This window comes from Mycobacterium bulgaricum, assembly GCF_041287165.2.
Classification (GTDB): domain Bacteria; phylum Actinomycetota; class Actinomycetes; order Mycobacteriales; family Mycobacteriaceae; genus Mycobacterium; species Mycobacterium bulgaricum.
In genome coordinates this window covers 1,150,242-1,175,050 of record NZ_JBGGKV020000001.1, presented here as the reverse complement: position 1 = coordinate 1,175,050, position 24,809 = coordinate 1,150,242, and the positions used below count along the sequence as shown (strand labels likewise).

Annotated in this window: 30 protein-coding genes; 27 read left to right on the top strand and 3 right to left on the bottom strand. The window is 67.3% G+C overall.

Annotated features, from left to right (window positions below; all coding sequences use genetic code 11):
* Window positions 1–2 precede the first annotated feature (2 nt).
* From ACAG24_RS05775 to ACAG24_RS05755, 5 genes are read left to right on the top strand one after another with little or no spacing between them, the layout of a single operon-like run.
* Window positions 3–344, top strand: a complete 342-nt coding sequence (locus ACAG24_RS05775) for a lycopene cyclase domain-containing protein (RefSeq protein WP_370471805.1) — start codon at window positions 3–5, stop codon at window positions 342–344.
* Window positions 341–667 carry a lycopene cyclase domain-containing protein gene (locus ACAG24_RS05770; RefSeq protein WP_370471687.1) on the top strand — a complete coding sequence of 109 codons (327 nt, stop codon included), beginning with the start codon at window positions 341–343 and terminating at the stop codon, window positions 665–667. Before ACAG24_RS05775 ends, ACAG24_RS05770 begins: the two co-directional genes overlap by 4 nt.
* Window positions 664–1,374: a class I SAM-dependent methyltransferase gene (locus tag ACAG24_RS05765; protein WP_370471686.1), complete on the top strand. Its 711-nt coding sequence runs from the start codon at window positions 664–666 to the stop codon at window positions 1,372–1,374. Before ACAG24_RS05770 ends, ACAG24_RS05765 begins: the two co-directional genes overlap by 4 nt.
* On the top strand, window positions 1,371–2,903 hold the full coding sequence (locus ACAG24_RS05760) for an FAD-dependent oxidoreductase (RefSeq protein ID WP_370471804.1): 1,533 nt from the start codon (window positions 1,371–1,373) through the stop codon (window positions 2,901–2,903). The genes ACAG24_RS05765 and ACAG24_RS05760 overlap by 4 nt, the downstream gene beginning before the upstream one ends.
* The gene (locus tag ACAG24_RS05755; RefSeq protein ID WP_370471685.1) at window positions 2,900–3,955 is read left to right on the top strand and encodes a DUF5914 domain-containing protein; all 1,056 of its coding nucleotides are present in this window, start codon (window positions 2,900–2,902) and stop codon (window positions 3,953–3,955) included. The genes ACAG24_RS05760 and ACAG24_RS05755 overlap by 4 nt, the downstream gene beginning before the upstream one ends.
* 6 nt (window positions 3,956–3,961) lie before the next feature.
* On the opposite strand, the gene ACAG24_RS05750 is transcribed toward ACAG24_RS05755, so the two are convergent.
* Window positions 3,962–5,146: an ROK family transcriptional regulator gene (locus ACAG24_RS05750; RefSeq protein ID WP_370471684.1), complete on the bottom strand. Its 1,185-nt coding sequence runs from the start codon at window positions 5,144–5,146 to the stop codon at window positions 3,962–3,964.
* Between the two features lie 86 nt (window positions 5,147–5,232).
* Between ACAG24_RS05750 and ACAG24_RS05745 the strand changes: the two genes are divergently transcribed.
* From ACAG24_RS05745 to ACAG24_RS05705, 9 genes are all read left to right on the top strand, one after another.
* A complete protein-coding gene (locus ACAG24_RS05745) occupies window positions 5,233–5,895 on the top strand; it encodes a ketohydroxyglutarate aldolase (protein WP_370471683.1) in 663 nt (220 codons plus the stop codon).
* The gene (locus ACAG24_RS05740) at window positions 5,892–7,133 is read left to right on the top strand and encodes an MFS transporter (protein WP_370471682.1); all 1,242 of its coding nucleotides are present in this window, start codon (window positions 5,892–5,894) and stop codon (window positions 7,131–7,133) included. Before ACAG24_RS05745 ends, ACAG24_RS05740 begins: the two co-directional genes overlap by 4 nt.
* A gap of 28 nt (window positions 7,134–7,161) precedes the next feature.
* Window positions 7,162–7,503, top strand: coding sequence for a hypothetical protein (locus ACAG24_RS05735; protein ID WP_370471681.1), 342 nt, complete (start codon window positions 7,162–7,164; stop codon window positions 7,501–7,503).
* 71 nt (window positions 7,504–7,574) lie between these two features.
* Window positions 7,575–8,057: a nitroreductase/quinone reductase family protein gene (locus ACAG24_RS05730; protein WP_370471680.1), complete on the top strand. Its 483-nt coding sequence runs from the start codon at window positions 7,575–7,577 to the stop codon at window positions 8,055–8,057.
* Window positions 8,058–8,065: 8 nt separating this feature from the next.
* Window positions 8,066–8,719 carry a glyoxalase gene (locus tag ACAG24_RS05725; RefSeq protein ID WP_370471679.1) on the top strand — a complete coding sequence of 218 codons (654 nt, stop codon included), beginning with the start codon at window positions 8,066–8,068 and terminating at the stop codon, window positions 8,717–8,719.
* On the top strand, window positions 8,716–9,189 hold the full coding sequence (gene rnhA, locus ACAG24_RS05720; protein WP_370471678.1) for a ribonuclease HI: 474 nt from the start codon (window positions 8,716–8,718) through the stop codon (window positions 9,187–9,189). Before ACAG24_RS05725 ends, rnhA begins: the two co-directional genes overlap by 4 nt.
* Before the next feature lie 53 nt (window positions 9,190–9,242).
* On the top strand, window positions 9,243–9,590 hold the full coding sequence (locus ACAG24_RS05715) for an ArsR/SmtB family transcription factor (protein ID WP_370471677.1): 348 nt from the start codon (window positions 9,243–9,245) through the stop codon (window positions 9,588–9,590).
* Window positions 9,591–9,605: 15 nt separating this feature from the next.
* On the top strand, window positions 9,606–10,247 hold the full coding sequence (locus tag ACAG24_RS05710; RefSeq protein WP_370471676.1) for an SRPBCC family protein: 642 nt from the start codon (window positions 9,606–9,608) through the stop codon (window positions 10,245–10,247).
* Window positions 10,248–10,266: 19 nt separating this feature from the next.
* Window positions 10,267–10,866: a DJ-1/PfpI family protein gene (locus ACAG24_RS05705; RefSeq protein ID WP_370471675.1), complete on the top strand. Its 600-nt coding sequence runs from the start codon at window positions 10,267–10,269 to the stop codon at window positions 10,864–10,866.
* A 120-nt stretch (window positions 10,867–10,986) separates the two neighbouring features.
* Here the strand turns inward: ACAG24_RS05705 and ACAG24_RS05700 are convergent, their stop codons facing one another.
* Window positions 10,987–11,601, bottom strand: coding sequence for a TetR/AcrR family transcriptional regulator (locus ACAG24_RS05700; protein ID WP_370471674.1), 615 nt, complete (start codon window positions 11,599–11,601; stop codon window positions 10,987–10,989).
* A gap of 99 nt (window positions 11,602–11,700) precedes the next feature.
* Between ACAG24_RS05700 and ACAG24_RS05695 the strand changes: the two genes are divergently transcribed.
* From ACAG24_RS05695 to ACAG24_RS05685, 3 genes are all read left to right on the top strand, one after another.
* Window positions 11,701–12,444: an SDR family NAD(P)-dependent oxidoreductase gene (locus tag ACAG24_RS05695; RefSeq protein ID WP_370471673.1), complete on the top strand. Its 744-nt coding sequence runs from the start codon at window positions 11,701–11,703 to the stop codon at window positions 12,442–12,444.
* Window positions 12,445–12,485: 41 nt separating this feature from the next.
* Window positions 12,486–13,190: a GOLPH3/VPS74 family protein gene (locus ACAG24_RS05690; RefSeq protein WP_370471672.1), complete on the top strand. Its 705-nt coding sequence runs from the start codon at window positions 12,486–12,488 to the stop codon at window positions 13,188–13,190.
* 75 nt (window positions 13,191–13,265) lie between these two features.
* Window positions 13,266–14,192, top strand: a complete 927-nt coding sequence (locus tag ACAG24_RS05685) for an alpha/beta hydrolase (protein WP_370471671.1) — start codon at window positions 13,266–13,268, stop codon at window positions 14,190–14,192.
* 18 nt (window positions 14,193–14,210) lie between these two features.
* Here ACAG24_RS05685 and ACAG24_RS05680 read toward each other — a convergent pair whose 3' ends face one another.
* Complete coding sequence (locus tag ACAG24_RS05680) at window positions 14,211–16,478, bottom strand: ATP-dependent DNA ligase (RefSeq protein ID WP_370471670.1); 2,268 nt, start codon at window positions 16,476–16,478, stop codon at window positions 14,211–14,213.
* Between the two features lie 41 nt (window positions 16,479–16,519).
* Between ACAG24_RS05680 and ACAG24_RS05675 the strand changes: the two genes are divergently transcribed.
* From ACAG24_RS05675 to ACAG24_RS05630, 10 genes are all read left to right on the top strand, one after another.
* A complete protein-coding gene (locus ACAG24_RS05675) occupies window positions 16,520–17,452 on the top strand; it encodes a carbohydrate kinase family protein (protein ID WP_370471669.1) in 933 nt (310 codons plus the stop codon).
* Window positions 17,452–18,408 (top strand): non-homologous end joining protein Ku, encoded by a 957-nt coding sequence (gene ku / locus ACAG24_RS05670; RefSeq protein WP_370471668.1) that lies wholly within the window; start codon window positions 17,452–17,454, stop codon window positions 18,406–18,408. The genes ACAG24_RS05675 and ku overlap by 1 nt, the downstream gene beginning before the upstream one ends.
* A gap of 130 nt (window positions 18,409–18,538) precedes the next feature.
* On the top strand, window positions 18,539–19,330 hold the full coding sequence (locus tag ACAG24_RS05665) for an SDR family oxidoreductase (protein ID WP_370471667.1): 792 nt from the start codon (window positions 18,539–18,541) through the stop codon (window positions 19,328–19,330).
* 11 nt (window positions 19,331–19,341) lie between these two features.
* Window positions 19,342–20,430, top strand: a complete 1,089-nt coding sequence (locus ACAG24_RS05660; protein WP_370471666.1) for an NAD(P)H-dependent amine dehydrogenase family protein — start codon at window positions 19,342–19,344, stop codon at window positions 20,428–20,430.
* Between the two features lie 21 nt (window positions 20,431–20,451).
* Window positions 20,452–20,697: a hypothetical protein gene (locus ACAG24_RS05655; protein WP_370471665.1), complete on the top strand. Its 246-nt coding sequence runs from the start codon at window positions 20,452–20,454 to the stop codon at window positions 20,695–20,697.
* A gap of 119 nt (window positions 20,698–20,816) precedes the next feature.
* On the top strand, window positions 20,817–21,065 hold the full coding sequence (locus ACAG24_RS05650; protein WP_370471664.1) for a hypothetical protein: 249 nt from the start codon (window positions 20,817–20,819) through the stop codon (window positions 21,063–21,065).
* 22 nt (window positions 21,066–21,087) lie between these two features.
* Window positions 21,088–21,327: a hypothetical protein gene (locus ACAG24_RS05645; protein WP_370471663.1), complete on the top strand. Its 240-nt coding sequence runs from the start codon at window positions 21,088–21,090 to the stop codon at window positions 21,325–21,327.
* Window positions 21,328–21,423: 96 nt separating this feature from the next.
* Window positions 21,424–22,647 (top strand): Nramp family divalent metal transporter, encoded by a 1,224-nt coding sequence (locus ACAG24_RS05640; protein WP_370471662.1) that lies wholly within the window; start codon window positions 21,424–21,426, stop codon window positions 22,645–22,647.
* Window positions 22,648–23,718, top strand: coding sequence for a poly-gamma-glutamate hydrolase family protein (locus tag ACAG24_RS05635; protein ID WP_370471661.1), 1,071 nt, complete (start codon window positions 22,648–22,650; stop codon window positions 23,716–23,718). It begins immediately after the preceding gene.
* Window positions 23,718–24,809: a serine hydrolase domain-containing protein gene (locus ACAG24_RS05630; protein WP_370471660.1), complete on the top strand. Its 1,092-nt coding sequence runs from the start codon at window positions 23,718–23,720 to the stop codon at window positions 24,807–24,809. Before ACAG24_RS05635 ends, ACAG24_RS05630 begins: the two co-directional genes overlap by 1 nt.

Below are 24,809 nucleotides of genomic sequence, written 5' to 3'. Positions count from 1 at the left end.
CCATCGAGCGCTACGAGTACCTGCTGCTCATGGTCGGGTGTCTGATCCTCACCGCGCCGCTGGAGATCCTCGGCGCCGGTGTCTACCGCCAGGCCAGGAGAACGGCGGCGGCGATCATCCCGGTGGCGCTCGTGTTCATAGGGTGGGATCTGATCGCGATCGCCGGCGATGTCTGGAGCTACAACCCACGCTTCGTGTCGGGCATCGACATCGGCATCATGCCGGTCGAAGAGCTCATGTTCTTCTTCGTGGTCCCGCTCTGCGGCCTGCTCACCTACTCGGCAGTGAGCACCATCCTGGGCTGGATGTCGCGCAGGCGGAGCGAACATCGTGTGAGCCGATGACGGGCCTCGGCTACACCCTGCCCGCAGTGGTCGCCGTGCTGGCGGTCATCGCGTGGGAGCTGCGCGTACTGCGCACCAGCCTGTTCCGCCGTCCCGCCTACTGGATCTCGATGGCCATCGTGCTCGGTTTCCAGATCCCGGTGGACGGCTGGCTCACCAAACTCAGCGCGCCGATCGTCGTGTACAACGAGCAGCATTCGACCGGGATCCGATTCCCGTGGGACATCCCCGTGGAGGACTTCCTCTTCGGCTGGGCAATGGTGACCGCCGTGCTCCTCCTCTGGGTGCGCAACGGCGACAGACAGAAACGTGAGACGGCATGAACCTGCGACGCTACGACGTTCCCGACGCATTCGACGCGGGCGCGAAACACTATGACCGACTCGTCGGCGCCAATCCCGGATACCACGATCACCTCCGGCTCTCGGCACAGCGGATGGGGTTGCCCGACGGAGGGCGTGGCCTCCGCCTCCTTGACATCGGCTGCGGCACAGGCGCTTCCACTGCGGCACTGGTGCAGGCGGCACCGCACGCCGAAATCGTTGCCGTCGACGGGTCGGCGGGGATGCTGGAAAAGGCCCGGGAGAAGTCGTGGCCCGAGGCGGTCACGTTCGTCCACAGCCGCGCGGAGAATCTTGCCGAGGCGGGCGTGAGCGGACCGTTCGACGGCATCCTCGCCGCATACCTCGTGCGCAACCTCAGCGATCCGGACCCGGTTCTGCGCTCCCTGCTCTCGTTTCTGCGCCCGGGCGGCATCTTCGCCGCCCACGAATACTCGGTGCGGGATTCCCGTGCCGCCGCCGCGATCTGGAACCTGGTGGCGACGGCGATCATCATCCCGTCAGGACGTCTTCGCGACGGAGACGCCGGCCTCTACCGCTATCTGCGCCGAAGCGTGAACGAGTTCGATGGCGCCTCGGAGTTCCGGGATCGGTTGCAGCGCATCGGGTTCACCGACGTGCGGAGTGAGACCGTCTCGGGGTGGCAGCGCAACATCGTGCACACGTTCCTCGGCCGGGCGCCGCGGTGACCGATCCCCGCCGGGTTCGCCATCCCGCCAAGCCGGGGCTCCCGACGGCGGCCGGTCTGCCCACCCGGCCGCGGGTCGCGGTCATCGGTGGTGGCATCGCCGGGCTGTCCGCGGCCACGGCGCTCGTCGAACGCGGCGTCGACGTGGACCTGTTCGAGAGGGAGACCTACCTCGGTGGCCGGGTCGGCGGATGGACCGAACACGGTTCCGGCGGTGCCCACCTCGCCATGAACCGGGGCTTCCACGCGTTCTTCCGGCAGTACTACAACCTGCGTGACCTGCTTCGCCGCATCGACCCCGACCTCGCGATGCTCGCGCCCCTCGACGACTATCCCCTCGTCGATGCGCAAGGCCGCCGTGACACCTTCCGCGGGCTGCCCAGCACTCCACCGCTCAACGCGGTCGTCTTCGCTCTGCGCAGCCCCACCTTCCGAGTGCGCGACCTGGTGCGCCTCGATGCCCGCGCCGCCGCGCCCCTCGCCGAGGTCTCGGTTCCGCAGACCTACGACAAACTCGACCACCTCGACGCCGAGACGTTCCTGCACGACATCAACTTTCCGGTGGCCGCCCGTCACCTGGCGTTCGAGGTGTTCTCGCGGAGCTTCTTCACCCGGCCTGCCGCGTTGTCGGCAGCCGAGCTCGCCACGATGTTCCACATCTATTTCCTCGGTTCGAGCGAAGGGCTGGTCTTCGACGTTGCCACGTCGAACTTTGATGTGGCACTGTGGAATCCGCTGTGCGAGCATCTGCAGGAGGAAGGTGTGCGGGTGCACCTGAGCACCGCGGTGCACAGTGTTTCGCAACAGGATGGGCGTTTCACGGTCACCCCCGCGTCCGGTACCCCCCTCCACACCGACGGGGTCGTGCTGGCCACCGACGTCCGCCCGTTGCGGTCCATCGTCGCGAACTCGGAGGGCATCGGGGACTCCGAGTGGCGAGCGCGGATCGAAATGCTGGGTAGCGCTGCGCCGTTCGTCGTGCAGCGCCTCTGGCTGGACCGGCCCGTGCGCTCCGATCGGCCCGCGTTCCTCGGCACCGGCGGGCTGCCGCCCCTCGACAACATCAGCGTGCTCGACAGATACGAACGGGAGGCCTCCGAGTGGGCCCGACGCACCGGCGGGTCGGTGGTCGAGTTGCACGCCTACTCCGTGCCCGAGCACACCCCGGACCTGCGTGCTGACATGCTCGAACGCCTGCGCGAGCTGTATCCGGAGACGGCGGCAGCGTCGATCGTGGCCGAGAAGACGCTCACCCGCGACGACTGCCCACGCCTGGCGCCGGGCGATTTCGCTACCCGACCCGTGGTGCGGACGCCGACACCGGGCCTCACCCTGGCAGGCGACGGCATCCGTATCGACCTGCCGGTGGCGCTGATGGAGCGGGCGGCCACGACCGGGATCGCGGCGGCCAATGCACAACTCGACCGATTCGGCGTGAAGGGGCACGATATGTACACCGTGCCGGTGCGCGGACGGTCACGCGTCCTGCGGCACCTTGCAGGACGCGTGGAAAGGCGGACATCGCGATGAGTTTCCTGAGCCGGCTGACGACATCGGTCAGCAAGGCATCGCCGTTCGAATTGTTGCCGCGCACGGCGTGGGCACGGCAGCCACCCACCTACCGGCAGGCCTCACCGCAGGTGATCGCCGCGGCGCTGGCCCGGTCCCAGGCCCGCCCCAGCGGCAATTGGTTCGTCGTGGCGGCCAGCACCGACATCACGTCGAAACCCCATGCGGCCACGGTGGCGGGCGCAGAACTGGTCTGCTGGCGCGACATGGACGACGTCCTGCACATCGGACCTGCGCGGTGCCCCCATCTCGGGGCGGACCTGTGCACCGGGACCGTGGACCGCGGCCATCTCGTGTGCCCGTGGCACGGATTGCGGCTCACCGGCCGGTCCCGTCCCGACTGGCCGGCGGTGCCCGCATTCGACGACGGCGTTCTGGTCTGGGCCCGGCTCGACCGTGTCGGTGGTGAGACCCCCACCGCCGAGCCGATTTTGCCGGCCCGGCCCGAGGGTGCGCAGATCGCGGCCGTCACCCAGCTCAGCGGTGCGTGCGAGGCAGCCGACATCGTCGCCAACCGGATGGACCCGTGGCACGGCGCCTGGTTCCATCCGTACTCGTTCACCCGTCTGGAAGTGCTCAGCGCACCGCCGGAATCGCAGGACGTCCCCGAGGAGCTCGACCGGTTCCTCGTCGCAGTGACCTTCCGGGTCGGGCGACTCGGCATTCCCGTCATCGCCGAGTTCACCAGCCCGGAACCCCGCACCCTCACCATGCGCATCGTCGAGGGCGAAGGCGCCGGCAGTGTCGTCGAAACCCACGCCACCCCAACGGGTTACGGGCCTGATGGACAGCCGCGCAGCACTGTCACCGAGGCGGTGATCGCGCACTCGGATCGACCCGGTTTCGCGCGGGGCCTCCGGGCGGCCCCGTTGATCACGCCGTTCATGAAGATGGCCGCCAACCGGTTGTGGCGGGACGACCTGCTCTATGCGGAACGGTTGCACGCCGTGCGGCGCCAGGACGCCGACGGGACCGCGGACCTTCTCACAACGGTCGACGAGCGTACGAACTGAGGGGCGTCAGGCCGCCGCGACGAGGGCGTCGACGGCCTGCGGGTCGAGGACGTGATCGAGCACCATCATCGCGCTGCCGATGACGCCGCCCCGGTCGCCGAAATCGGCAGGCACGATTTCGAGGACCCGCGTCGCGAGCGTGGTCGCGTTGCCGTACAAGGTCTCCCGTAGGCCGGCGACGAAGATGTCGTAGGCCCCCGCAACGTCACCGCCGATCACCAGCGCAGCGGGGTTGAGGAGGTTCACCGCGCCCGCCAGCACTTCGCCGACGTGCCGACCGCTGTCGCGGATCAGCCTGCGCGCCAATGCATCTCCGGTGTGCGCAAACCTGACGATGTCGCGCAGGTTCTGCACCGGCCTGCCTGCATCCCGCAGCAGGCGGGTCAGCGCCCAGCCGCCGGCCACGGTCTCGAGACAACCCACGTCTCCACAGCGGCAGGCCAACTCGGCAGCGGCCGAGGTCTTGTTGTGGCCGAACTCTCCCGCAGCGCGATTGGCGCCGCGCTGCAGAGCTCCGCCCGCAATGATGCCCGCTCCCAGTCCGGTGGACACCTTGATGGCAAGCATGTCGTCGAAACCGCGGCCCGCTCCTGCTCGCCATTCGGCGAGCGCGATGACGTTGGCGTCGTTGCCGAGCACGACCGGTGCGTCGGTGAGCTCGCGGAAGTACGGAATGAGCGGCGCGCCGTCCCAGCCGCTGAGCACGGGGGTGTCGACGCTGCTGCCCCGTGATTGGTCCACCGTGCCGGGCAGGCTCAGCCCGACACCGAAGACCTGATCGCCTCGGTGCCCGGACTCGGCGAGCAGCCGGCCGAGGCGGGCGACGACGTCCGGCATCAGATCGCCCGGCGCCAGTCCGGGCTCCTGGTCGACGTCGGCGGCCGCGAGAACGTCACCGGCGAGGTTGCACACGCCCAGGCGGGTGCGACTACCGCCGACCGCCACCGCCAGTACCACCCCGGCGGCGGCATTGAAGCTGAGTAGGGCCGCCGGGCGGCCCCCGGTGGAGGGCGCTTGCTCGTGTTCGACGACGAGCCCGCGCGTCGTGAGTTGGGTCACCCTGGCAGTCACTGCCGTTCGAGACATCCCTGTGAGTTTGCCGATTTCGGTGCGGGTCAGGTCTCGCTTGTGCCTGATGAGGGCGTAGAGATCCCCCACCGTGGTTGCTGACGATGCCCTGAACGAGACCATGAGAGCAGCGTAACCGCGTCCACTTATGCACTTCAAGTGCATAAGTAAGATTGAGAAGTACCTAAACCAGGGCTACCGTCGAACTCATGAGAGAGCCACGGTCGCTGTTGGACGTCGCCCCGGTGATGCCCATCATCAGCGTGCACAGCGCATCCGCGGTGTCGGCCGCCGCCTCTGTCGCACGTGCGATCAGTGACGCCGGGCTGCCCCTGGTCCAGGTGGCACTCGACGGACCCTTGGCGCTGGAGGCCATCGCGCGCATCGTCGCGGACGCCCCCGAGGTCATCGTGGGCGCGGGAGCGATCACGCACATCGAACAGCCAGAGCTGGCGCGGGCAGCCGGCGCGGAGTTCCTTGTGGCCACCGAGGGTCCCGCCGCTCTGCGCAACGCGATGTGCGCCACCGAGCTGCCCCACCTTCCGGGCGCGAACACCGCCGACGAGGCCGCAGAGCTCATGTCGGACGGGTACACGGACATGGTGCTGCATCCGGCCTCGGCAGCGGGCGGGCTGCGTCACCTGAAGGCACTCGCCGCGTTTGTGCCCGCCGCCCGCTTCTGCGTCTCCGGCGGCCTCACCGCCGGGGACCTGTCCGGCTACCTCGCCTCCCCGAACGTCGGCTGCGTCAGCGCGGACTGGCTCGCCCCGGCCGAGGCGGTGCGCCGCCGCGATTGGGACCGCATCCGCAGGCTGGCCGACGTCGCCGTCAAGCTGAGCAAGCCGACCGTCACCGCCGTCCGAGCGCTATGACGGTGACCCTCGACCGGCCGTCCGGCCCTGTGTCGGTGGTGGCCCCCGATCCTGTCGTGCGCCGGCTCGCCGTCGTGGCGCTCGCGCTCGGCGGATTCGGTATCGGCACCACCGAATTCGTTGCCATGGGATTGCTGCCCGACATCGCGCAGGGCCTCGGCGTCTCCGAACCCGCTGCCGGGCACGTCATCTCGGCCTACGCGCTCGGTGTAGTGGTCGGCGCCCCGTTGATCGCCGCGGTGACGGCCCGGATGGCGCGCCGCACGTTACTACTGGCGTTGATGGCGGTGTTCACCATCGGCAACCTCGCCAGCATGATGGCTCCGACCTACGAATCCCTGATCGCGGCGAGATTCCTCGCCGGGCTGCCACACGGCGCGTACTTCGGTGTCGCCGCGCTGGTGGCCGCCCACCTGATGGGGCCGCAGAACAGGGCGAAGGCCGTCGCCCACGTGTTGACCGGGCTGACCGTCGCCACGGTGCTGGGCGTGCCGGTGGCCTCGTGGCTGGGCCAATCCCTGGGATGGCGAGCAGCTTTCGGCCTCGTGGTGGCGGTCGGCGCCATCACGCTTGCCGCGCTGTGGTTCTGGTTGCCGCCCCAGCTCAAGACGATGCGCACCTCCAGCCCGCTCACCGAGCTGGGTGCGCTGCGCCGTCCGCAGGTCTGGCTCGCCCTCATGGTCGGGATGATCGGATTCGGCGGCATGTTCGCCGTCTACACGTACGTGACCACGACGATGACCGACGTGGCGGGGCTGCCGCGATCGCTGGTTCCGTTGGCGCTCATGATGTTCGGCCTCGGCATGTTCTTCGGAAATCTGGTGGGCGGGCGGCTGGCCGACCGGTCGGTGGTCCGCGCGCTGTACCTGTCGATGGGTGCGCTGGCCATGACGCTCGCCGTCTTCGTGGTGGCCTCGCGCACTCCGTGGACCGCGCTGCTGGTGCTCTTCTGCATCGGACTGACGGGCTCCGCCGTCGGACCCGCGCTGCAGACCCGGCTGATGGACGTCGCCCATGATGCGCAGACTCTGGCTGCGGCGCTGAACCATTCGGCGCTGAACATCGGGAACGCGACGGGGGCCTGGATAGGCGGTCTGGTGATCGCGGCCGGGTTCGGCTACACGGCGCCGGCGGCAGCGGGTGCAGCCCTGGCCGTCGCCGGGATCACGATCCTCACGGTGTCGGTTCTGCTGCAGAGGCGTGGCAGCGCGGCGCCGCACCGACCACGGCGCGATTAGCGCTGGCGAGTTGCGGGCATTCGACACCATGGCCTTCAAACTCACGTATTCAGATGGACAGGAATCTCAGCACGACGACGACACTGTTTGGGAGATCGACGACGGTGTTCTCAAGCTAGGTCGCGAAAAGGGCAAGTGGTCGGTGTATCTGTCGCCGAGCCACTGGGCTGTCCTGGAACTCGGTGGCTCGTCCTCCGGTGACGAGAAGTCCGACAAGAACGAGAAGTCCGACAAGGACGAGAAGTCCGACAAGGACGAGAAGTCGGACAACGACGAGAAGTCCGACAAGGACGACGGGGACGACGAGAAGAAGGACGCCGACAAGAAGGACGACGACAAGAAGGACGCCGACAAGAAGGACGACGACTGACCCTTCGCGTCCCCCGCTGACGTAGCGATACAGTCAGCAGCGGGTACGGACGCAACACGAAGGGACTGCCGATGGGTGACGCTGACGAAATCCGGGCAGAACGCAACGACTGGGTCAGCGACCATCGCGCCGAATACCTGCAATCCGGAGGTACGCGCGGGCACATCCTGGACCTCGCCGGCGTCGGCGGCCGCACGTTCACCACGCACTGCCTGATCAGGCTGCGTGGTCGCACGTCGGGTAGGCAGTATGTGAACCCCTTGATATACGGCAACTTCGGCGGGGAGTTGGTGATCGTCGCGTCGAAGGGCGGTGCCGACAGTCATCCGCAGTGGTATCTCAACATCCAGGCGAGCACCACGATCGACGTGCAGATCGCAACGCAGGCCTATCAGGCGACGTGGCGTGAGCCCAGCGACGAGGAACGCCACGAGGTCTGGTCGTACATGACCCATCTGTACCCGCCGTACATCACCTACCAGCAGTCCACGAGCCGCCGAATCCCATTGGTGATGCTGGCACTCGGTAAGTCCATCGACGTCTTCACCTCCTGAGCGCGGCGGTGAGCCTTTCCGTCGACGAGTTGGTCGTCGCCGATCCTGCGGACGCATGGGTGCAGGCCGGCTTCGGGGTCGGCCCCGACCATCGGTGTCACGTCGGAGGCGTCCGCATTCACCTCGCCGGTCACAGCTCGGGAACCGGAATCGTCGGGTGGTCTCTTCGCGGGCTTCCGCCGGACGCTCCGCCCGATCTCGACGGCATACCCACCGCTGCTTCTGACTTCGGGGCGTCGGAATCCGAGGCGCACACCGACGGTTCGCACGCCAACGGCGTCGTCGCGATAGACCATGTCGTGCTGATGTCCCCCAACCTCGACCGCACTGTCGCATCGTTGGGTGCGGTCGGCGCGGTTCCGCGCCGGGAACGTGTCGCCGAACTGGGCGGCAGACCCATCCGCCAGATCTTCTTCCGGTTCGGCGCGGTGATCGTCGAGGTCGTCGGTTCGCCCGGAGCAGCCGGCGACGCACCGTCGACGCTGTGGGGCGTCACGTTCACCGTCGCCGACATCGAGGCCAGCGCGGCGTTCTTCGGCGAGCGCACCACCGCGGTCAAGGACGCGGTACAGCCCGGCCGTCGAATCACGACGCTCCACCACCGCGAGCTCGGAATGTCGGTCCGTACGGCGCTCATCTCCTCCCCTATCCTCAGCACATGACCGACCGCGGCTCCGCCGATCACGACGTCGTGGTGATCCACACCGACGGCGGCTGCCGCCCCAATCCCGGCCCTGGTGGCTGGGGTGCCGTGCTGCGGCAGCGTCACCATGTCCGCGAGATGTGCGGCGGCGAGCCCGGATTGACGAGCAACAACCGCATGGAGCTGACGGCGCCGATCATGGCGCTCGAAGCGCTCACGCGGCCCGTGACGGTGCACCTGTACACCGACAGCACCTATGTTCGCAACGGCATCACGAAATGGGTACTCGGGTGGGAACGCAACGGATGGATGACCGCCGCGAAGCAGCCGGTGAAGAACGCCGACCTGTGGCGGCGGCTGCGTTCGGCGTGCGCACAGCACCAGGTCGAGTGGTTCTGGGTGAAGGGCCACTCCGGGGTCGCCGACAACGAACTGGCCGACGTGCTGGCCACCCGCGGCCTACAGGAAGCGGTTGCGGCGACGGCGTGACAGGCTTTGTATAACACTTGACTTATATAAGTCTAGCGTTTTAGCTTTAGGGCGTGCACGCCTTCGACGTCCTGGGCGATCCGGTGCGACGCCGGATCCTCGAGCTGCTCGCGCAGGGCGAGTTGTCCGCAGGGGCGCTCACCTCGGAGATCCAGGCCGAGTTCTCGATCACCCAGCCCGCAGTCTCGCAGCACCTGAAAGTCCTGCGAGACAACGGCTTCACCACCGTACGCCCGGAAGGCCAGCGGCGGATGTACGCGGTGGACCCTACCGCCCTGCGGGGTGTCGACGAATGGTTGGACAACTTCCGCCGATTCTGGGCACCCCGCCTCGACGCCCTGTCCACCGAGATCGCCAGAGGCAAACGGCAGCGCCGCACCGAGCGACCCGAAAAGCACTGAAGGAGAGCAGAAGCCATGGACCTCAGCGATCAGGTCAATGCAGTGCAACGAACGGTCGGCAACCGCACCCTGGACGCCGGAGAAGCGCGCGTCGTCACGCTCAGCCGTTGCTACCCCACCGATGCCGCCGACCTCTGGGACGCCTGCACCAATGCCGAACGGCTGCCGAGATGGTTCGCGCCCGTGCACGGCGATCTGCGGCTGGACGGCAGGTACCAGGTCGAAGGGAACGCCTCAGGCACGATCCTGACGTGCGACCCGCCCCGCTCCTTCACCGCCACCTGGGAATTCGGTGGCCGAGTGAGCTGGATCGAGCTGACGATCACCGCCGAAGGCTCCGACAACGCACGCATGCAGCTCGACCATATCGCTTTGGTGGACGACGACATGTGGCCGCAGTACGGGCCGGGCGCGGTAGGTATCGGTTGGGATCTGGCGCTGCTGGGCCTGGCCATTCACCTGGTGAGCGGCGCAGCGGTGCCTGACGAATTCAGAGAGGAAGAATGGTCCACCACAGGCGAGGGCCGAGACTACATCCGTGGTGCCGGTGAGGGCTGGTACGTGGCACAGCTCGCGTCCGGCGAGGACGAGGGCGTCGCACGGCGATCGGCCGACAATTCCATCGCATTCTTCCGCGGCGACCCTCCTCCGTCGTGATCGATGTCATCGTTGAGTCATGGCCGACGACATCAAGCACATCGGGATCCTCCTCTTCCCCGACGTCGAAGAACTCGACGCGATCGGACCGTGGGAAGTTCTGTCGTACTGGACCAGGACGTGGCCCGACGACGGTTGGCAGGTGTACACCTTCGCCCAGTCCGGCGGAGAAGTGGTGTGCGCCAAAGGGTTGAGGGTCCGCGTCGACCACAGCGAGGCCGATCGTCCTGGCCTTGACATCCTGATCTATCCCGGCGGACAGGGAACTCGCCCGCAGCTCCACGACGAAGAGCGGCTCGCGTGGGTGCGCCGGCGCCGAGACGACGGCACATTGATGACCAGCGTGTGCACGGGCGCGTTGGTGTACGCGGCAGCCGGGATTCTCCGCGAGCGGGCCGCCACCACGCATTGGAAGTCCCTTGACGTGCTGACACAGCTCGATCCCACCATCGACGTGCGCGCCGAGGCGCGCTTTGTCGACTGCGACGACGTGATCACCTCGGCCGGGGTGTCCGCCGGCATCGACATGGCACTACACCTGGTGGCTCGCCTCGCAGGCGTCGAGCGCGCACGAGAGGTACGCCGCGGCATCCAGTACGACCCCGAGCCGCCGATATGAGTCGCTCCTCAGCCGACCTGGCCGGCCGGTTGGCGCGGGGTGAACCTCGCACGCCGCCAGCCCCCCGATCGCGGTAATCAGCGCCGAGATTCGACCACCGACGAATTCGGCGGTCCCCCGTCACCTCGCCGCGGGGCGGTCCATCGACACCGCGAGGCCGGCGAGCGCCACCTCGACGACGGCATCCAGCCTTGCCTGGGGGACTCCCGCCGCGGCGTCCACCGCCAGCCCCTGCCCGATGGTGACCGCGTACCCCGCCAGAGCCGCCACGTCGAGGTGAGATGCGTCCTCGGTTGCCGCCAAAGCCTTTTCGACGGCGTTCTCGATGCCGCGGCGGTAGTCGGCGAGGAGTTGCGGTATGCGTGCGTTGTTCGGGGCGCACGAGAGTCCGCCCTGGATCGAAAGACACCCCGGCAGCGTCCCCGCGCGCACCGACTTTGCCGTGGCCCGAAGATACGACTCGATGACGTCGTAAGCGCGCGGATGCGCGAGAAGCTCCCTCAGATGCTCGTGGTACGACTCGCCGTACCGCTGTAGAGCACGGACGAAAAGTTCTTCCTTGCTTCCGTACACGGCATACAGACTCGGCTTGTTGATGCCCATCGCGTTCGTCAACTCGGCCAGCGACGCGCCTTCGTAGCCGAGGCGCCAGAAAACCTCCGTGGCCCCGTCGAGCGCGCGCTCCTCGTCGAAGGCACGCGGCCGGCCGCCCGCGTGCCGCTGCCCTGCGCTCATGCTCGTGATCTTAGTCCCGATTCCCGAGCGATCTAACCGATCGGTACAAAACTGGTACGGTAAGTATCTGACCGATCGGTACAAAACTGAAAGGAACTCATGCCGAACCTCACAGGCAAAACCGCACTCGTCACCGGAGCCACATCGGGTATCGGGCTCGCCGGCGCGCAGGCACTCGCCCAGGAAGGAGCATTCGTCTTCCTGGTGGGTCGACGCCTCGATGCCCTTCACGACGCCGTAGCCGATATCGGTTCTGACCGAGCTACTTCCATTCAGGCCGATGTCACCGACCAGGCCGATCTCGATCGGGTCGCGGCCACCATCGAGGCGAGCGGGCGCCGCCTGGACATCGTCTTCGCCAATGCGGGCATCAACGAGTTCGCGACGCTCGGCAATCTCACCTGGGAACACCACACCAAGATCTTCGACACCAACGTCGGAGGGGTGACCTTCGCGGTGCAGGCCGCCCTTCCGCTGGTGAACGAGGGTGCCTCGATCATTCTGTGCGGCTCGAACGGCGACGTGAAAGCAGCTCCGGGAGCCAGCGTCTACGCGGCGTCGAAGGCCGCGATCCGCTCTTTGGCCCGCAGCTGGGCCGCCGAGCTCGTCGACCGCAAGATTCGCGTCAACGTCGTCGCGCCCGGACTCACCCAGACTCCGGGATTGGCAGACCTGTTCTCCGAAAGCGCCGGCGCCCTGGACGATCTGACGTCCACGGTGCCGATGAAACGCCGTGCCCGCCCGGAAGAGATCGGCAACGTGGTCACCTTCCTGGCGTCCGACGCCAGCTCGTTCATGACCGGAGCAGAGGTCTACGTCGACGGCGGTGTCAGTCAGTTCTGAGTGACCGCTCCCCTGGATCACCACCGAAAGGATTGTCCTCGTTGAACTTCCAGTCCTACTCGACCCCGAAGGCACACGCACCGACAGTGGCCGAGGACCTGCTACTGCTGCTTTTCCAACCACGGTTCGGCACCATCGCCGGCGAGAACACGCTCTTCTACGTGCTCGGCGCAGCGGTGCTCGCCGAGCTTGCACTCGCCGGTGACGTCACCGCGACGACGGCACGCAACGGGACAGTCACTGTCGCCGCGGTGGAAGGGCGCCAACCGACGGACGAGTTGTTCCACGAGGCATGGACGTATCTGTCCGAACGACCTCGCGGACTTCAGGCCAGTCTCGCCGCGATCGGTCCCACGCTGCGCCGACCCGTGCTGAATCGGCTGATCCAGCGTGGTGACGTCCGCGAGGAGAAACGAAAGAGGCTCGGCATTTTCAGCATCACCACCGTGCGCCTGGGCGAGACCGACCGCCGCGCAGGCCTCCTGCAGGACGTCCGCGCGGTGCTGGTCGAGAACGCCGAGCCCACTGCGCGAACCGCCGCGCTCGCGGCTCTGCTGTGGGGAAGCGGCACACTCCCGCAGTTCAGTCAGGAGATTCCGTGGAACTCCGCCGTCATCACCCGCGCCCAAGAACTCGGGCGCGGAAATTTCGGCGCCGCGGCCGCGGGCGAGGCCGTGAGCCGCACGATGACAGCGATCGTGGTCAACAGCGTCATCGTCGCGACCACCGCGCCACCGCCACAATGAAGTACGAACATTCTGGGCGACGGCCCCAATCCCGCTCAGCGGCAGAGCTTTAGGCAACCGAAAGGCATCCATCCGATGACCACCACGCCACTCACGATTCCCCGCGGGCCATTCGACCTCGCGGCCCTCCTTCACCTACCAGACGACTTCGCCGAAACGCGCGCTGTCCCAGCAGTCGTGCTTTCGACGCCGGGTAGCAGCGTCAAGGAACAGATCGGCGCGAACTACGCGTCCGGACTGGCTGCGCGCGGTGTCGCCGCACTCGTCTTCGATCCAGGGCACCAAGGAGCCAGTGGCGGTGAGCCGCGCGACTTGGAAGACCCCTACCGACGGGGCGAGGACATCTCCTACGCCATCGACACCCTTCAGACCGTTCCTGGCATCGCCCCTGACCGCATCGGCGTGCTCGGCATCTGCGCCGGAGGCGGATACGCCGTGCACACCGCGCGCACCGACCATCGAATCCGCGCCGTGGGCACCGTGGTCGCGGGCAACATGGGGGACACGTGGCGTTCGGAAGCCTTTGCCCCCGAGGGCCCGGCCGCCGCACTGGACCGCCTGGCCGTCGAGCGGACCGACGAAGTTCGCAACAGCGAACTCGGCCGCCGCAACTGGTTGCCCGACACTGCCGAGGACGCCCGCGCGGCTGGTGTCACCGACATCGACAACACCCAGGCGATCGAGTACTACCGCACGCCGCGCGGAAAGCACCCGCGTTCCACCAACCGCCGACTGGCGCGAAGCGACGCTCTGTTGATGGGCTTCGACGCATTCCACCTCGTCGACCAGCTGTTGACCCAACCCCTGCAGGTCATTCTCGCAGGCCGGAAGGGGGTCACCGGTTCGTACGAGGCCGGCATGAAGCTGTGGCAGCTCGCCCCGAACCCTGTCGATCTGCTGATCGTCGAAGGCGCCGGGCACTATGAGATGTACGACGTTCCCGAATACGTGGATCAGGCCGTCGGCCGCCTGGCCGACTTCTACCGAGAGCATCTCCGGTGAGCAACGGCCTTTGTCCCGTCAGTCTTCCCACCTGACTTCGTCAGGCGTCTTGTCGTCGCGCAGGCCGCGCCAGCTCGGCTGCCGCAACCGGTTGTCCGACGTGCGCTCGCTGTAGCGCACCTCCCCTACCAACTCCGGGCGGACGAACGTGACGCCCTTCGCGTCCGGGCCGGCAAGCCTTGCGGCGAACGGTGATTCGTCGACCTCCAGTGGTGCCAGCGTCTTCTTCAACGACGCCAACTGCTTCTCGGTGAAGCCGGTCCCCACCCGACCGACGAAGTGCAGACCGTCCTCGTCGGGGATCCCGAGCATCAACGCGCCGATGCCGCTCGTACGTCCGCCTTCGCCTTGCCGCCAGCCGCCGATCACCACCTCCTGGGTGTTCCAGATCTTGTCCTTGATCCAGGACGACGACCGGCGGCCCGGCTGATAGGTGGAGTCCCGCTTCTTCGCGATCACACCTTCCCAGCGCCGGGATCGCGCGTACTCCAGCGCCTCCGGACCGTCGCCCTCCAGGGGGTCCGGCACGATCAGCCCGCCGCCGTCGGCCAGCGCCTCCAGTATCTTTCGCCGGTCGGTGTACTTCGCCTTCATCAGCGATCGGCCGTCGAGGAACAGGATGTCGAATGCCCAGAACTCCAATCGTGTTGAGCGAGCCCGGTTCTGCATCTCGCTGAAGCTGGGTACTCCCGACTCGTCGAGGGCCACCGCCTCGCCGTCGAGAATCACGTGATGGTCGGCGAGGTCGGCGGCAAGCGCCTTCAGTTGTGGGTATTCGCCGGTGACATCGCGGCCGCGCCGCGATCGGAGCGTGAGCGTGCCGTGGTCGGCATCGACCAGCAGTCGATAACCGTCCCATTTGCCTTCGAATGCCCACTGCGCCTTGGTCAGTCGCTCCACCGATCCTTCCGTCGACAGCATCGGGGCCAGGTCGGCAGCCGTCGGCCTCTGCTGGTCTTTCATCCTGTGCGCGAGCCAGTTCTTCCCGTCGGTCTGGATCAGCGCGTATCGGCCCTCGATCTTCGTGCCGTGCAGCGTGACGATCACCTCGCCGCCCTTGGCGGGCCCGTCGGGTGAGTGGTCGTTGAACTTCTCGGTCTCGTAGGTTCCGGTGTCCCAGATGTAGACCTCGCCGCCGCCGTACTCACCCTTCGGGATCTCGCCGGCGAAGTCGATGTAGTCCATCGGGTGGTCCTCGGTGTGCACCGCAAGGTGATTCACCGAAGGAGTGTCCGGCAGGTTCTTGGGCACCGCCCAGCTGACGAGAACCCCGTCGCGTTCCAGACGAAAGTCGTAGTGCAGCCGGCGGGCGTGGTGCTCCTGGATGACGAACTTGTCGTTGCTTCCGGTCTTCGGCGGTTCGGCGGGCACAGGTTCGGGAGTCTTCGTGCGGTCGCGCATGCTGCGATAGCGGGTGAGTTTGTCGGTGGCCGGCAGCGGCTCGTCGAGCTCGGCGAGCAAGTCACCGTCACGGTCCAAACGCTCGAGCACCTCGTCGAACTTCAGGTGCCGCAGCTTCGGGTCTTCGATCTCGTCCCATGTCCGCGGCGCGGCGACGGTCGGATGTTCGCGCCCGCGAAGCGAATACGGAGCGATGGTGGTCTTGTTGCCGTTGTTCTGGCTCCAGTCCAGGAACACCTTGCCTTCCCGCAGACTCTTCGTCATCGTCGCGGTGACCTGCTTGGGCATGGACTGCTCGAGCTGCTGGGCCACCCGCTTGGCCAGCACCGAGGCGCCCCGCGAGCTGATCGGATCCTCCAGCGGCACATAGAGGTGCAGCCCCTTGCTACCGCTGGTCAACGGGAACGTCGTCAAGCCGATGTCGGTGATCAGATCCCGGACCTCGTGGGCGACCTCGCACAGCTGACGGAACGTCACGCCCTCCCCGGGGTCGAGATCGAACACGATTCGCGTCGCGGGTCCCACCTGTTGGTCGACGAACCGCCACTGCGGCACGTGGACCTCGAGTGCGGCCTGCTGCGCGATCCAGGCCAGACCCTCGACGGTGTCGATGACGGGATAGGTGGTGGTGCCCGACTTGTGCACGATGGTCCCGCGATCGAGCCAATCCGGTGCCGACGACGCCAGCTGCTTCTCGAAGAACGACGACTCCTCGACGCCGTTGGGCCAGCGCTTGCGGGTCACCGCGCGCCCTGCGATGTGGGGCAGCATGGCCTCGGCGACGTTGACGTAGTAGTCGAAGACCTCACCCTTGGTCGTGCCCGTCGCCGGGTACAGCACCTTGTCCGGGTTGGTCAGCCTCACCCGGTCATAACGGTCCACCACTTCACCGTATTACCCACAATCCGCCGGGTAGCGTCAAACCTGTGCGGGCACTGGTGATCGGGGAAGCGCTGATCGACATCGTGGAGCGCGACGGGAACGTATTGGGCGAGCACGTGGGGGGCAGCCCGCTCAATGTCGCGGTCGGCTTGGCGCGGCTGGGTCGCAGCGTCGACTTTCTGACCCACATCGGCACCGACGGCTACGGCCGCCACATCGCCGAGTACGTGAAATCCTCGGGAGTGCAATTGGTTTCGGGCAGCACCAGCGCCGGAAAGACCGGCACCGCACGCGCCGCGCTCGATGCGTCGGGCTCGGCGACGTATTCGTTCGACATCGAGTGGGCGCTGGCAGGCACCCCTGAGGCCGCACCTCCCCTGGTCGTGCACACCGGCTCGATCGCCGCAGTACTGGAGCCCGGCTGCCTCGCGACGAAGGCACTCGTCGACACGTACCGCCTCTCGGCGACGTTCACGTTCGACCCGAACATCCGACCAGCACTGGTGACCGACGCCGATGCCGCCCGCTCCCGCCTCGATCGTCTGCTCGAGCGGGCCGACGTCGTCAAGGCCAGCAGCGAGGACATGCACTGGATCGACCCCACTCGCACGCCCGAACAGATTGCGACGGCGTGGCTGGCGCTCGGGCCGTCCATCGTCGTCGTGACGTACGGGGCGGACGGCGCGGTGGCCATGTGTGCCGCGGGGACCGTGCGGGTACCTGCGGGAAATGTCGATGTGGTGGACACCGTGGGCGCCGGAGACGCGTTCATGACGGGGCTCATCGACGCCCTGTGGTCCATGGACCTGCTCGGCGCCGAGCGCCGGCCGCAGCTGAGAGCGATCGGGACCGAGGAGTTGACCGTCGCTACGCGGGCCGCGACGCTCACCTCGGCGCTCACGGTGGCCAGAGCCGGGGCCGATCTGCCCGACCGCGTCGACGTCGATCACGCCCCGGTATCGGACATACTGAGCTGATGCGGTCCATCTGGAAGGGTTCCATCGCCTTCGGGCTGGTCAATGTCCCGGTCAAGGTGTACAGCGCCACCGAGGACCACGACATCAAGTTCCACCAGGTGCACGAGAAGGACAACGGCCGCATCCGTTACAAGCGGGTGTGCGAGGTGTGCGGCGAGGTCGTCGAGTACCGCGACATCGCCAAAGCCTACGAATCCGACGACGGTCAGACCGTGATCATCACCGACGACGACATCTCCACGCTGCCGGAAGAGCGCAGCCGCGAGATCGAGGTGCTGGAGTTCGTCCCCGCCGGCGACCTCGACCCGCTGATGTACGACCGGTCGTACTTTCTGGAGCCGGAGGGCAAGTCGTCGAAGTCGTATGTGCTGCTCGCCAAGACCCTGATGGAGACCGACCGTGTGGCGATCGTGAACTTCGCGCTGCGCAACAAGACCCGGCTGGCGGCGCTGCGGGTCAAGGACTTCAGCAAGCGCGACGTCATGATGATCCACACGCTGCTGTGGCCCGACGAGATCCGCGACCCCGACTTCCCGGTGCTCGACAAGGAAGTCGACGTCAAACCCGCCGAGTTGAAGATGGCCAGCCAGGTCGTCGACTCGATGACCGACGACTTCAACCCGGACCGCTATCACGACGACTACCAGGAGCAACTGCACGAGCTGATCCAGGCGAAACTCGAAGGCGGCGAAGCGTTCACCACCGAAGAGCAGCCGCAGGAACTCGATGAGACCGAGGACGTCTCCGACCTGTTGGCCAAACTCGAAGCCAGCGTGAAGGCGCGCAAGGAGCAGAGCAAGTCGTCGTCGAGCAGGTCGGATTCTGACGACGACGAGCCCGTCAAGAAGGCTCCGGCGAAGAAGGCCGCTGCCAAGAAGGCCCCCGCGAAAAAGGCCGCGGCGAAGAAGGCCCCAGCCAAGAAGGCAGCGAAAAAGGCAGCGGCGAAGAAGAGCTAGCCTCGTACCGCCTTCTGCGTCGAGCGTGCACCCGCGGCGCTCGACAACTGATTAGAACGTGTTCCAAAAACTGGCCACACGCATCCGTTCGGCTTGCTAGCGTTTCCCGCGTCAACGAATGGAGGCGCGCGTGATTCTGGACCGGTTCCGGCTCGACGATCAGGTGGCAGTGGTGACCGGGGCGGGGCGCGGACTGGGCGCCGCGATGGCCCTCGCCTTCGCCGAAGCAGGCGCTGACGTGCTGATTGCGGCACGCACACAGTCGCAGCTCGAGGAGGTCGCCGAGCAGATCGCCGGCACGGGACGGCGCGCCCGCATCGTCGTCGCCGACCTCGCCCGCTCCGAGGACACCGCCGCTCTCGCAGCCCAGGCGAACGAGGCGTTCGGCAGACTAGACATCGTCGTCAACAACGTCGGTGGGACGATGCCGAACGCGCTCCTGAACACCAGCGCCAAAGACATGCGCGACGCCTTCGCGTTCAATGTCGCGACCGCGCACGCACTCACCACCGCCGCTGTGCCTCTGATGCTCGAGGGCTCAGGCGGCGGCAGCATCATCAACATCACGTCGACGATGGGACGCCTCGCCGGCCGCGGGTTCGCCGCCTACGGCACCGCCAAAGCCGCACTGGCGCACTACACGCGGCTCTCGGCGCTCGACCTCGCGCCGCGCATCCGCGTCAACGCGATCGCGCCGGGTTCGATCCTGACCTCCGCACTCGAGATTGTCGCCAGCAATGACGATCTGCGCGACCCGATGGAGAAGGCCACACCGATGAAGCGCCTCGGCGATCCGCTCGACATCGCGGCTGCCGCCGTCTATCTCGCCTCCCCCGCGGGCTCCTACCTCACCGGCAAGACCCTCGAGGTCGACGGCGGCATCACGTTCCCGAACCTCGATCTCCCCATCCCCGATCTGTAAAGGATGTCGACATGGCCAACTCCTCCCCAATCAGCGTCGCAGCGATCGGCACAGGAAACGTCGGCAGGCACGCGCTGACCCAACTGATCACCGACCCCCGTTTCGAACTGACCGCGGTGTGGGTCTCCTCGGAATCCAAGGCCGGTAAAGACGCGGCAGAGCTTGCGGGACTTGAGAATTCGACCGGCATCCTGGCCACCACCGACCTCGACGCGGTGCTGGCCACCCAGCCCGCGTGCGTGGTCTACACCGCACTCGCCGACAACCGCCTCCCCGATGCGCTCGAGGATTACCGCCGCATCCTCGAGGCGGGCGTCAACATCGTCGGTAGCAGCGCGGTGTTCCTTCAGCATCCCTGGCAGGTGCTGCCCGCAGAACTCATCACCCCCATCGAGGACGCCGCGAAAGCCGGCAACGCCAGCATCTTCGTGAACGGCATCGATCCGGGCTTCGCGAACGACCTGTTGCCCATGGCCCTGGCGGGCACCTGCCAGAACATCCAGCAGATCCGTTGCATGGAAATCATCAACTACGACACCTACGACAGCGCGGCGGTCATGTTCGATGTCATGGGGTTCGGCGGCTCCCTGGACGAGACGCCCATGCTGCTGCAGCCCGGAGTGCTGAGCCTGGCCTGGGGCTCGGTCGTGCGCCAACTCGCCGCCGGGCTCGGCATCGAACTCGACGAGGTCACCGAGACCCACGAGCGGATCCCTGCACCGGAAGACTTCGACATCGCTGCGGGCCCCATCGCCGAGGGCACCACCGCGGCGATCCGCTTCGAAGTGCGCGGCATGAAAGACGGTGAGATCGCGGTCGTTCTCGAGCACGTCACGCGGTTGCGCGACGACCTCTGCCCCGACTGGCCGCAGCCCGCCCAGCACGGCGGCTCCTACCGGATCGAGATCACCGGCGAACCGTCCTACACCCTTGACCTCTGCCTGAGCAGTCCCAACGGTGATCACAACCACGCGGGCCTGGTGGCGACGGCCGCCCGCGTGGTAAACGCGATTCCGGCCGTAATCGATTCTGCGCCAGGAATTGTGACCACGCGGGAGCTCCCCCTGGTCACCGGCGAAGGCTTGTACGCTGGCCACTGACTCTGCAGGGAAGGTTCCCCCATGAAGGCTCGCCTCGCCGCACTCCTCGCCGTGGGCGCCGCCTGCGCGGCGACTGTCGCGGCCCCCGTCGCGATCGCCCAGCCGCACTGCAGCACGACGTCTCAGGGCGGTGGCCCCGAGGGCGGTTCCACGAAGGTGTGCGAGTCGCCCGGGGACGCCGAGATCAGCACCATCCCGCCGGAGAACGCGACACCGTACTGGGGCGGGATCCTGCCGTTCGAGAACTACGGTCCCGTCACCTTCTGACCGTCCTCTCGGCGCGTAATCGACTCTGTCGCCGGAATAGTGACAGCCGAAGAGTTACCTCCCGAATCTGGCAAAGGTCTGTACGCTGAGCGATGACACTCGCTGGAAGGATCCTGAAAATGAAGGCTCGACTGAGCGCTCTCGCTGCCCTCCTCTGCGCGGGCGGTGCTGCCGTGGCGATCGCCGCCGCCCCCGCTGCGCTTGCACAGCCGAACTGCTCGACGACTTCTCGCGGTGCCGGCGGCGCGACCGAGGTGTGCGAGTCGCCGGGCAATGCCCAGATCAGCTCGACCCCGGGTCAGTACGCACAGCCGTGGTACGGCGGCGGCTTCTTCCCGTGGGAAGGCTACGGCCCCTACATCTTCTAACCCCTTCCGATCGGGCCTCATCATGAACACCGTCCTACGGCGCATCGGCGGGCTCCTTGCGGGCCTCACCGCCCTGGCCCTGTTCGCGGCGCCTGGCGCCGCGGCCGCACCGGAGTGCACCGACGTCGGCCAGACGGTGACGTTCTGCGAGACGAATGGCAGCACCCAGTTGACGACGACGCCGCCGCCGTGGAATTACGGCGGCTGGCAGGGCATCGGCTACTGGCCCCTGGTCGGCGGTTACGGCCTCGGGCCCTGGTGACACCGGAGCGTATCCGACCCCGGCAGTAGCCCACCCCGAAGGTTTCGGCTAGCCTAACTTTTCTATTCGTGGAGCCGGATGGAAAAGGGGGGTGTCGTGACGCACGTCCAACCGCAATCGCGGCCCGGCTGGCTGCTGCTCGGCCCCGCGTTCGTCGCTGCGATCGCCTACGTCGACCCCGGCAACGTCGCCGCGAACGTCAGCGCGGGCGCGCAATTCGGATTTCTCCTCGTCTGGGTCATCGTCGTCGCGAACCTGATGGCCTGCCTCGTGCAGTTCCTGTCCGCCAAGCTGGGACTGGTCACCGGCTCCTCACTACCGGAAGCCGTCGGTGCACGGATGGGGAGGCCGGCCAGGCTGGCCTACTGGGTGCAGGCCGAATTGGTGGCGATGGCAACCGATCTCGCCGAAGTCGTGGGAGGCGCCATCGCGCTGTACCTTCTGTTCGATCTTCCGCTGGTGGTCGGCGGCGTGATCACCGGGGTGGTGTCGCTGATCCTGCTGATCGTGAAAGACCGTCGCGGCCAACGACTCTTCGAGCGAGTCATCACCGGGCTGCTGATGATCATCGCAATCGGTTTTCTCACAAGCCTGTTCGCGTCCCCGCCGTCGGCCGGGGCGGCCGCCGAAGGGCTCATTCCGCGGTTCGACGGCGCCGAGAGCATCCTGCTGGCCGCCGCCATGCTCGGCGCCACCGTGATGCCGCACGCGGTCTATCTGCATTCCGGCCTGGCGCGTGACCGCCACGGCCATCCGGCGCCGGGGCCGGCACGGCGTGCCCTGCTGCGAATCACCCGCTGGGACGTCGGCATCGCGATGCTGGTGGCGGGTGCGGTGAACCTGTCGATGCTCCTGGTGGCGGCCACCAACTTGCAGGGGATGGACAACACCGATTCCATCGAGGGTGCGCACGCCGCGGTGCAGAGCACCCTCGGCGCCGGCGTCGCACTGCTGTTCGCGATCGGCCTGCTCGCCTCGGGCCTTGCCTCGTCATCGGTCGGCGCCTACGCGGGCGCGATGATCATGCAGGGACTGCTCCGGCGTTCGGTTCCACTGCTGGCACGACGCCTCATCACGCTGCTGCCCGCTCTGGTGATCCTTGCCATCGGCATCGACCCCAGCCGGGCCCTCGTGCTCTCGCAGGTCGTGCTGTCCTTCGGCATCCCGTTCGCGCTGATACCGCTGGTGCGGCTGACCTCCGACCCGAAGCTCATGGGCGCCGATGTCAACCACCGCGTCACCACCGCACTGGGCTGGGTTGTCGCCGGTTTGATTACCCTTCTGAACGTGGTGCTGATCTATCTGACGCTCGCCGGCTGAATGGGACGCCGGCACAACTACTTCGCGTACGGGTCGAACCTGTGCGTGCAGCAGATGGCGCTGCGCTGCCCCGACGCCACCGACCCCAGGCGGGCCACGCTGGCCGACCACGACTGGCTGATCAACGAGCGGGGCGTCGCCACCGTCGAGCCGTTCTCGGGGAGCGAGGTGCACGGCGTGGTGTGGCAGGTGTCCGATCGCGATCTCGCCACGCTCGACAGCGCGGAGGGGGTACCGGTCCGCTACCGCCGTGACGAGATGACCGTCCTCACCGAAGCGGGCCCGTCGACCGCGTGGGTCTACATCGACCACCGCGTGGAACCCGGACCGCCGCGCCCCGGTTACCTCGAGCGCATCCTCGACGGCGCTCACCATCACGGCCTGCCCGGCAGGTGGATCCAGTTCCTCGAGCGCTGGGACCCCGCCCACTGGCCGCAACGTCGTCAGGATTCTGATTCCGGTGCGCCACAGTCACTTTCGGAGTTGCTCGCCGACCCTGCCGTCGTCGAAGAGTCGACGTTGCGGTCCGGGTTCGGGTTCCTGGCGATCCACGGCGGCGGCCTCGAGAAGATGACTGATGTCATCGCCGAACGGGCCGCGGATGCGGCGGGCGCGTCCCTCTACGCGATCCGGCACCCCGACGATTACCCGCACCATCTGCCGTCGGCGCTCTACGATCCGGCGCAATCGGCCCGGCTCGCCGAGTTCCTCGCCCACGTCGACGTCGCTGTCTCGTTGCACGGCTACGGCCGGATCGGCCGCAGCACCCATCTGCTCGCCGGCGGCCATCACCGTGCATTGGCCGAGCACCTGGCACACCACATCGACATCCCCGGCTACCGGGTGGTGACCGATCTGGAATCCATCCCGAAGGAGCTGCGCGGCCTGCACCCCGCCAATCCGGTCAACCTCGTCCGTGGCGGCGGCGCACAGCTGGAACTCCCGGCGCGGGTGCGCGGAATCAGCCCCCGCAGTTCGGTACCCGCCGACGACGGGCTCTCGCCGGCGACCTCCGCACTGGTCCAAGGATTGGCGAGCGCCGCCCGGTCGTGGAAACTACCCTCGCACTGATGCGCCTCGTCCCCGGTCTCACGGGCATGCTGATCATCGGCCTCGCCGCACCGCCGGCGTTCGCGCAACCTGCCGGACTCGATGCCGTTCTGGCCCGGACCGTCGCCGCGAACGGGCTTTCCGGAGCGGTCGCCGTCGTGGATGACGGCACCGCCGGGCGGCTGTCGGCGGCGGGCCACGCTGACGCCTCCACCGGTGCGCCGTTCGTGCCCGACACGTACGTCCGAGTCGCCAGCATCACGAAAACCTTTGTCGCGGCTGCGATTCTGCAGCTCGTGGGCGAGCGCGAGATCGAGCTCGACGCCCCCGTCGAAACCTACCTGCCGGACCTGATCCGCGGCCAAGGCATCGACGGGCGCGCCATCACCGTCCGCCAGTTGCTACGCCACCAGAGCGGGTTGCCCGAATACTTCGACGACACCACAGAACCGCCGGTGCAGCCCGTCTCGCCCCGCGAACTGCTGTCATGGGCGCTGGCCAAGCCGGGCGCACCGCCCGGTCGACCGGTGCCGGTCTACACCAACACCAATTACGTCGTCGCCGGGCTGATCATCGAGGCTGTCACCGGCAGCACCGCGGCGGACGAGATCACCCGGCGCATCATCACCCCGCTCGGGCTGACCCACACCTATTTCCCCGCTGCCGGCGATACCGGTCTTCGCGCGCCGATGGCGCACGGCTACGAGATCGTCGACGGGCGTCGCGAGGACGTCACCGCCGCGGAACCTTCCGGCGAGTACATGGCCGGATCCCTGATCTCCACGAACGAGGACATCGCGTCGTTCATCACGGCGCTGCTCGACGGCCGGGTCGTTGCGGCTGCCGAACTCGCGCAGATGACCGACACCGTGCCGTGGCCGCTGCACGGGCCGGGATTCGGTTACGGCCTCGGACTGACCAGCATCGACCTGGGGTGCGGGGTCACCGTGTGGGGTCATGGCGGCGATCTCGCCGGCTATCACAGTGTGATGGCCAAGGCCCCCGGCCGGCCTGCGGTCGCGGCCACGTTCACCCAGGGATCGCCCGACGCCACCTCCATCGCGAACGACCCCCGCTTTGCGGTCCTGACCTCGGTGTACTGCCCCACGTAG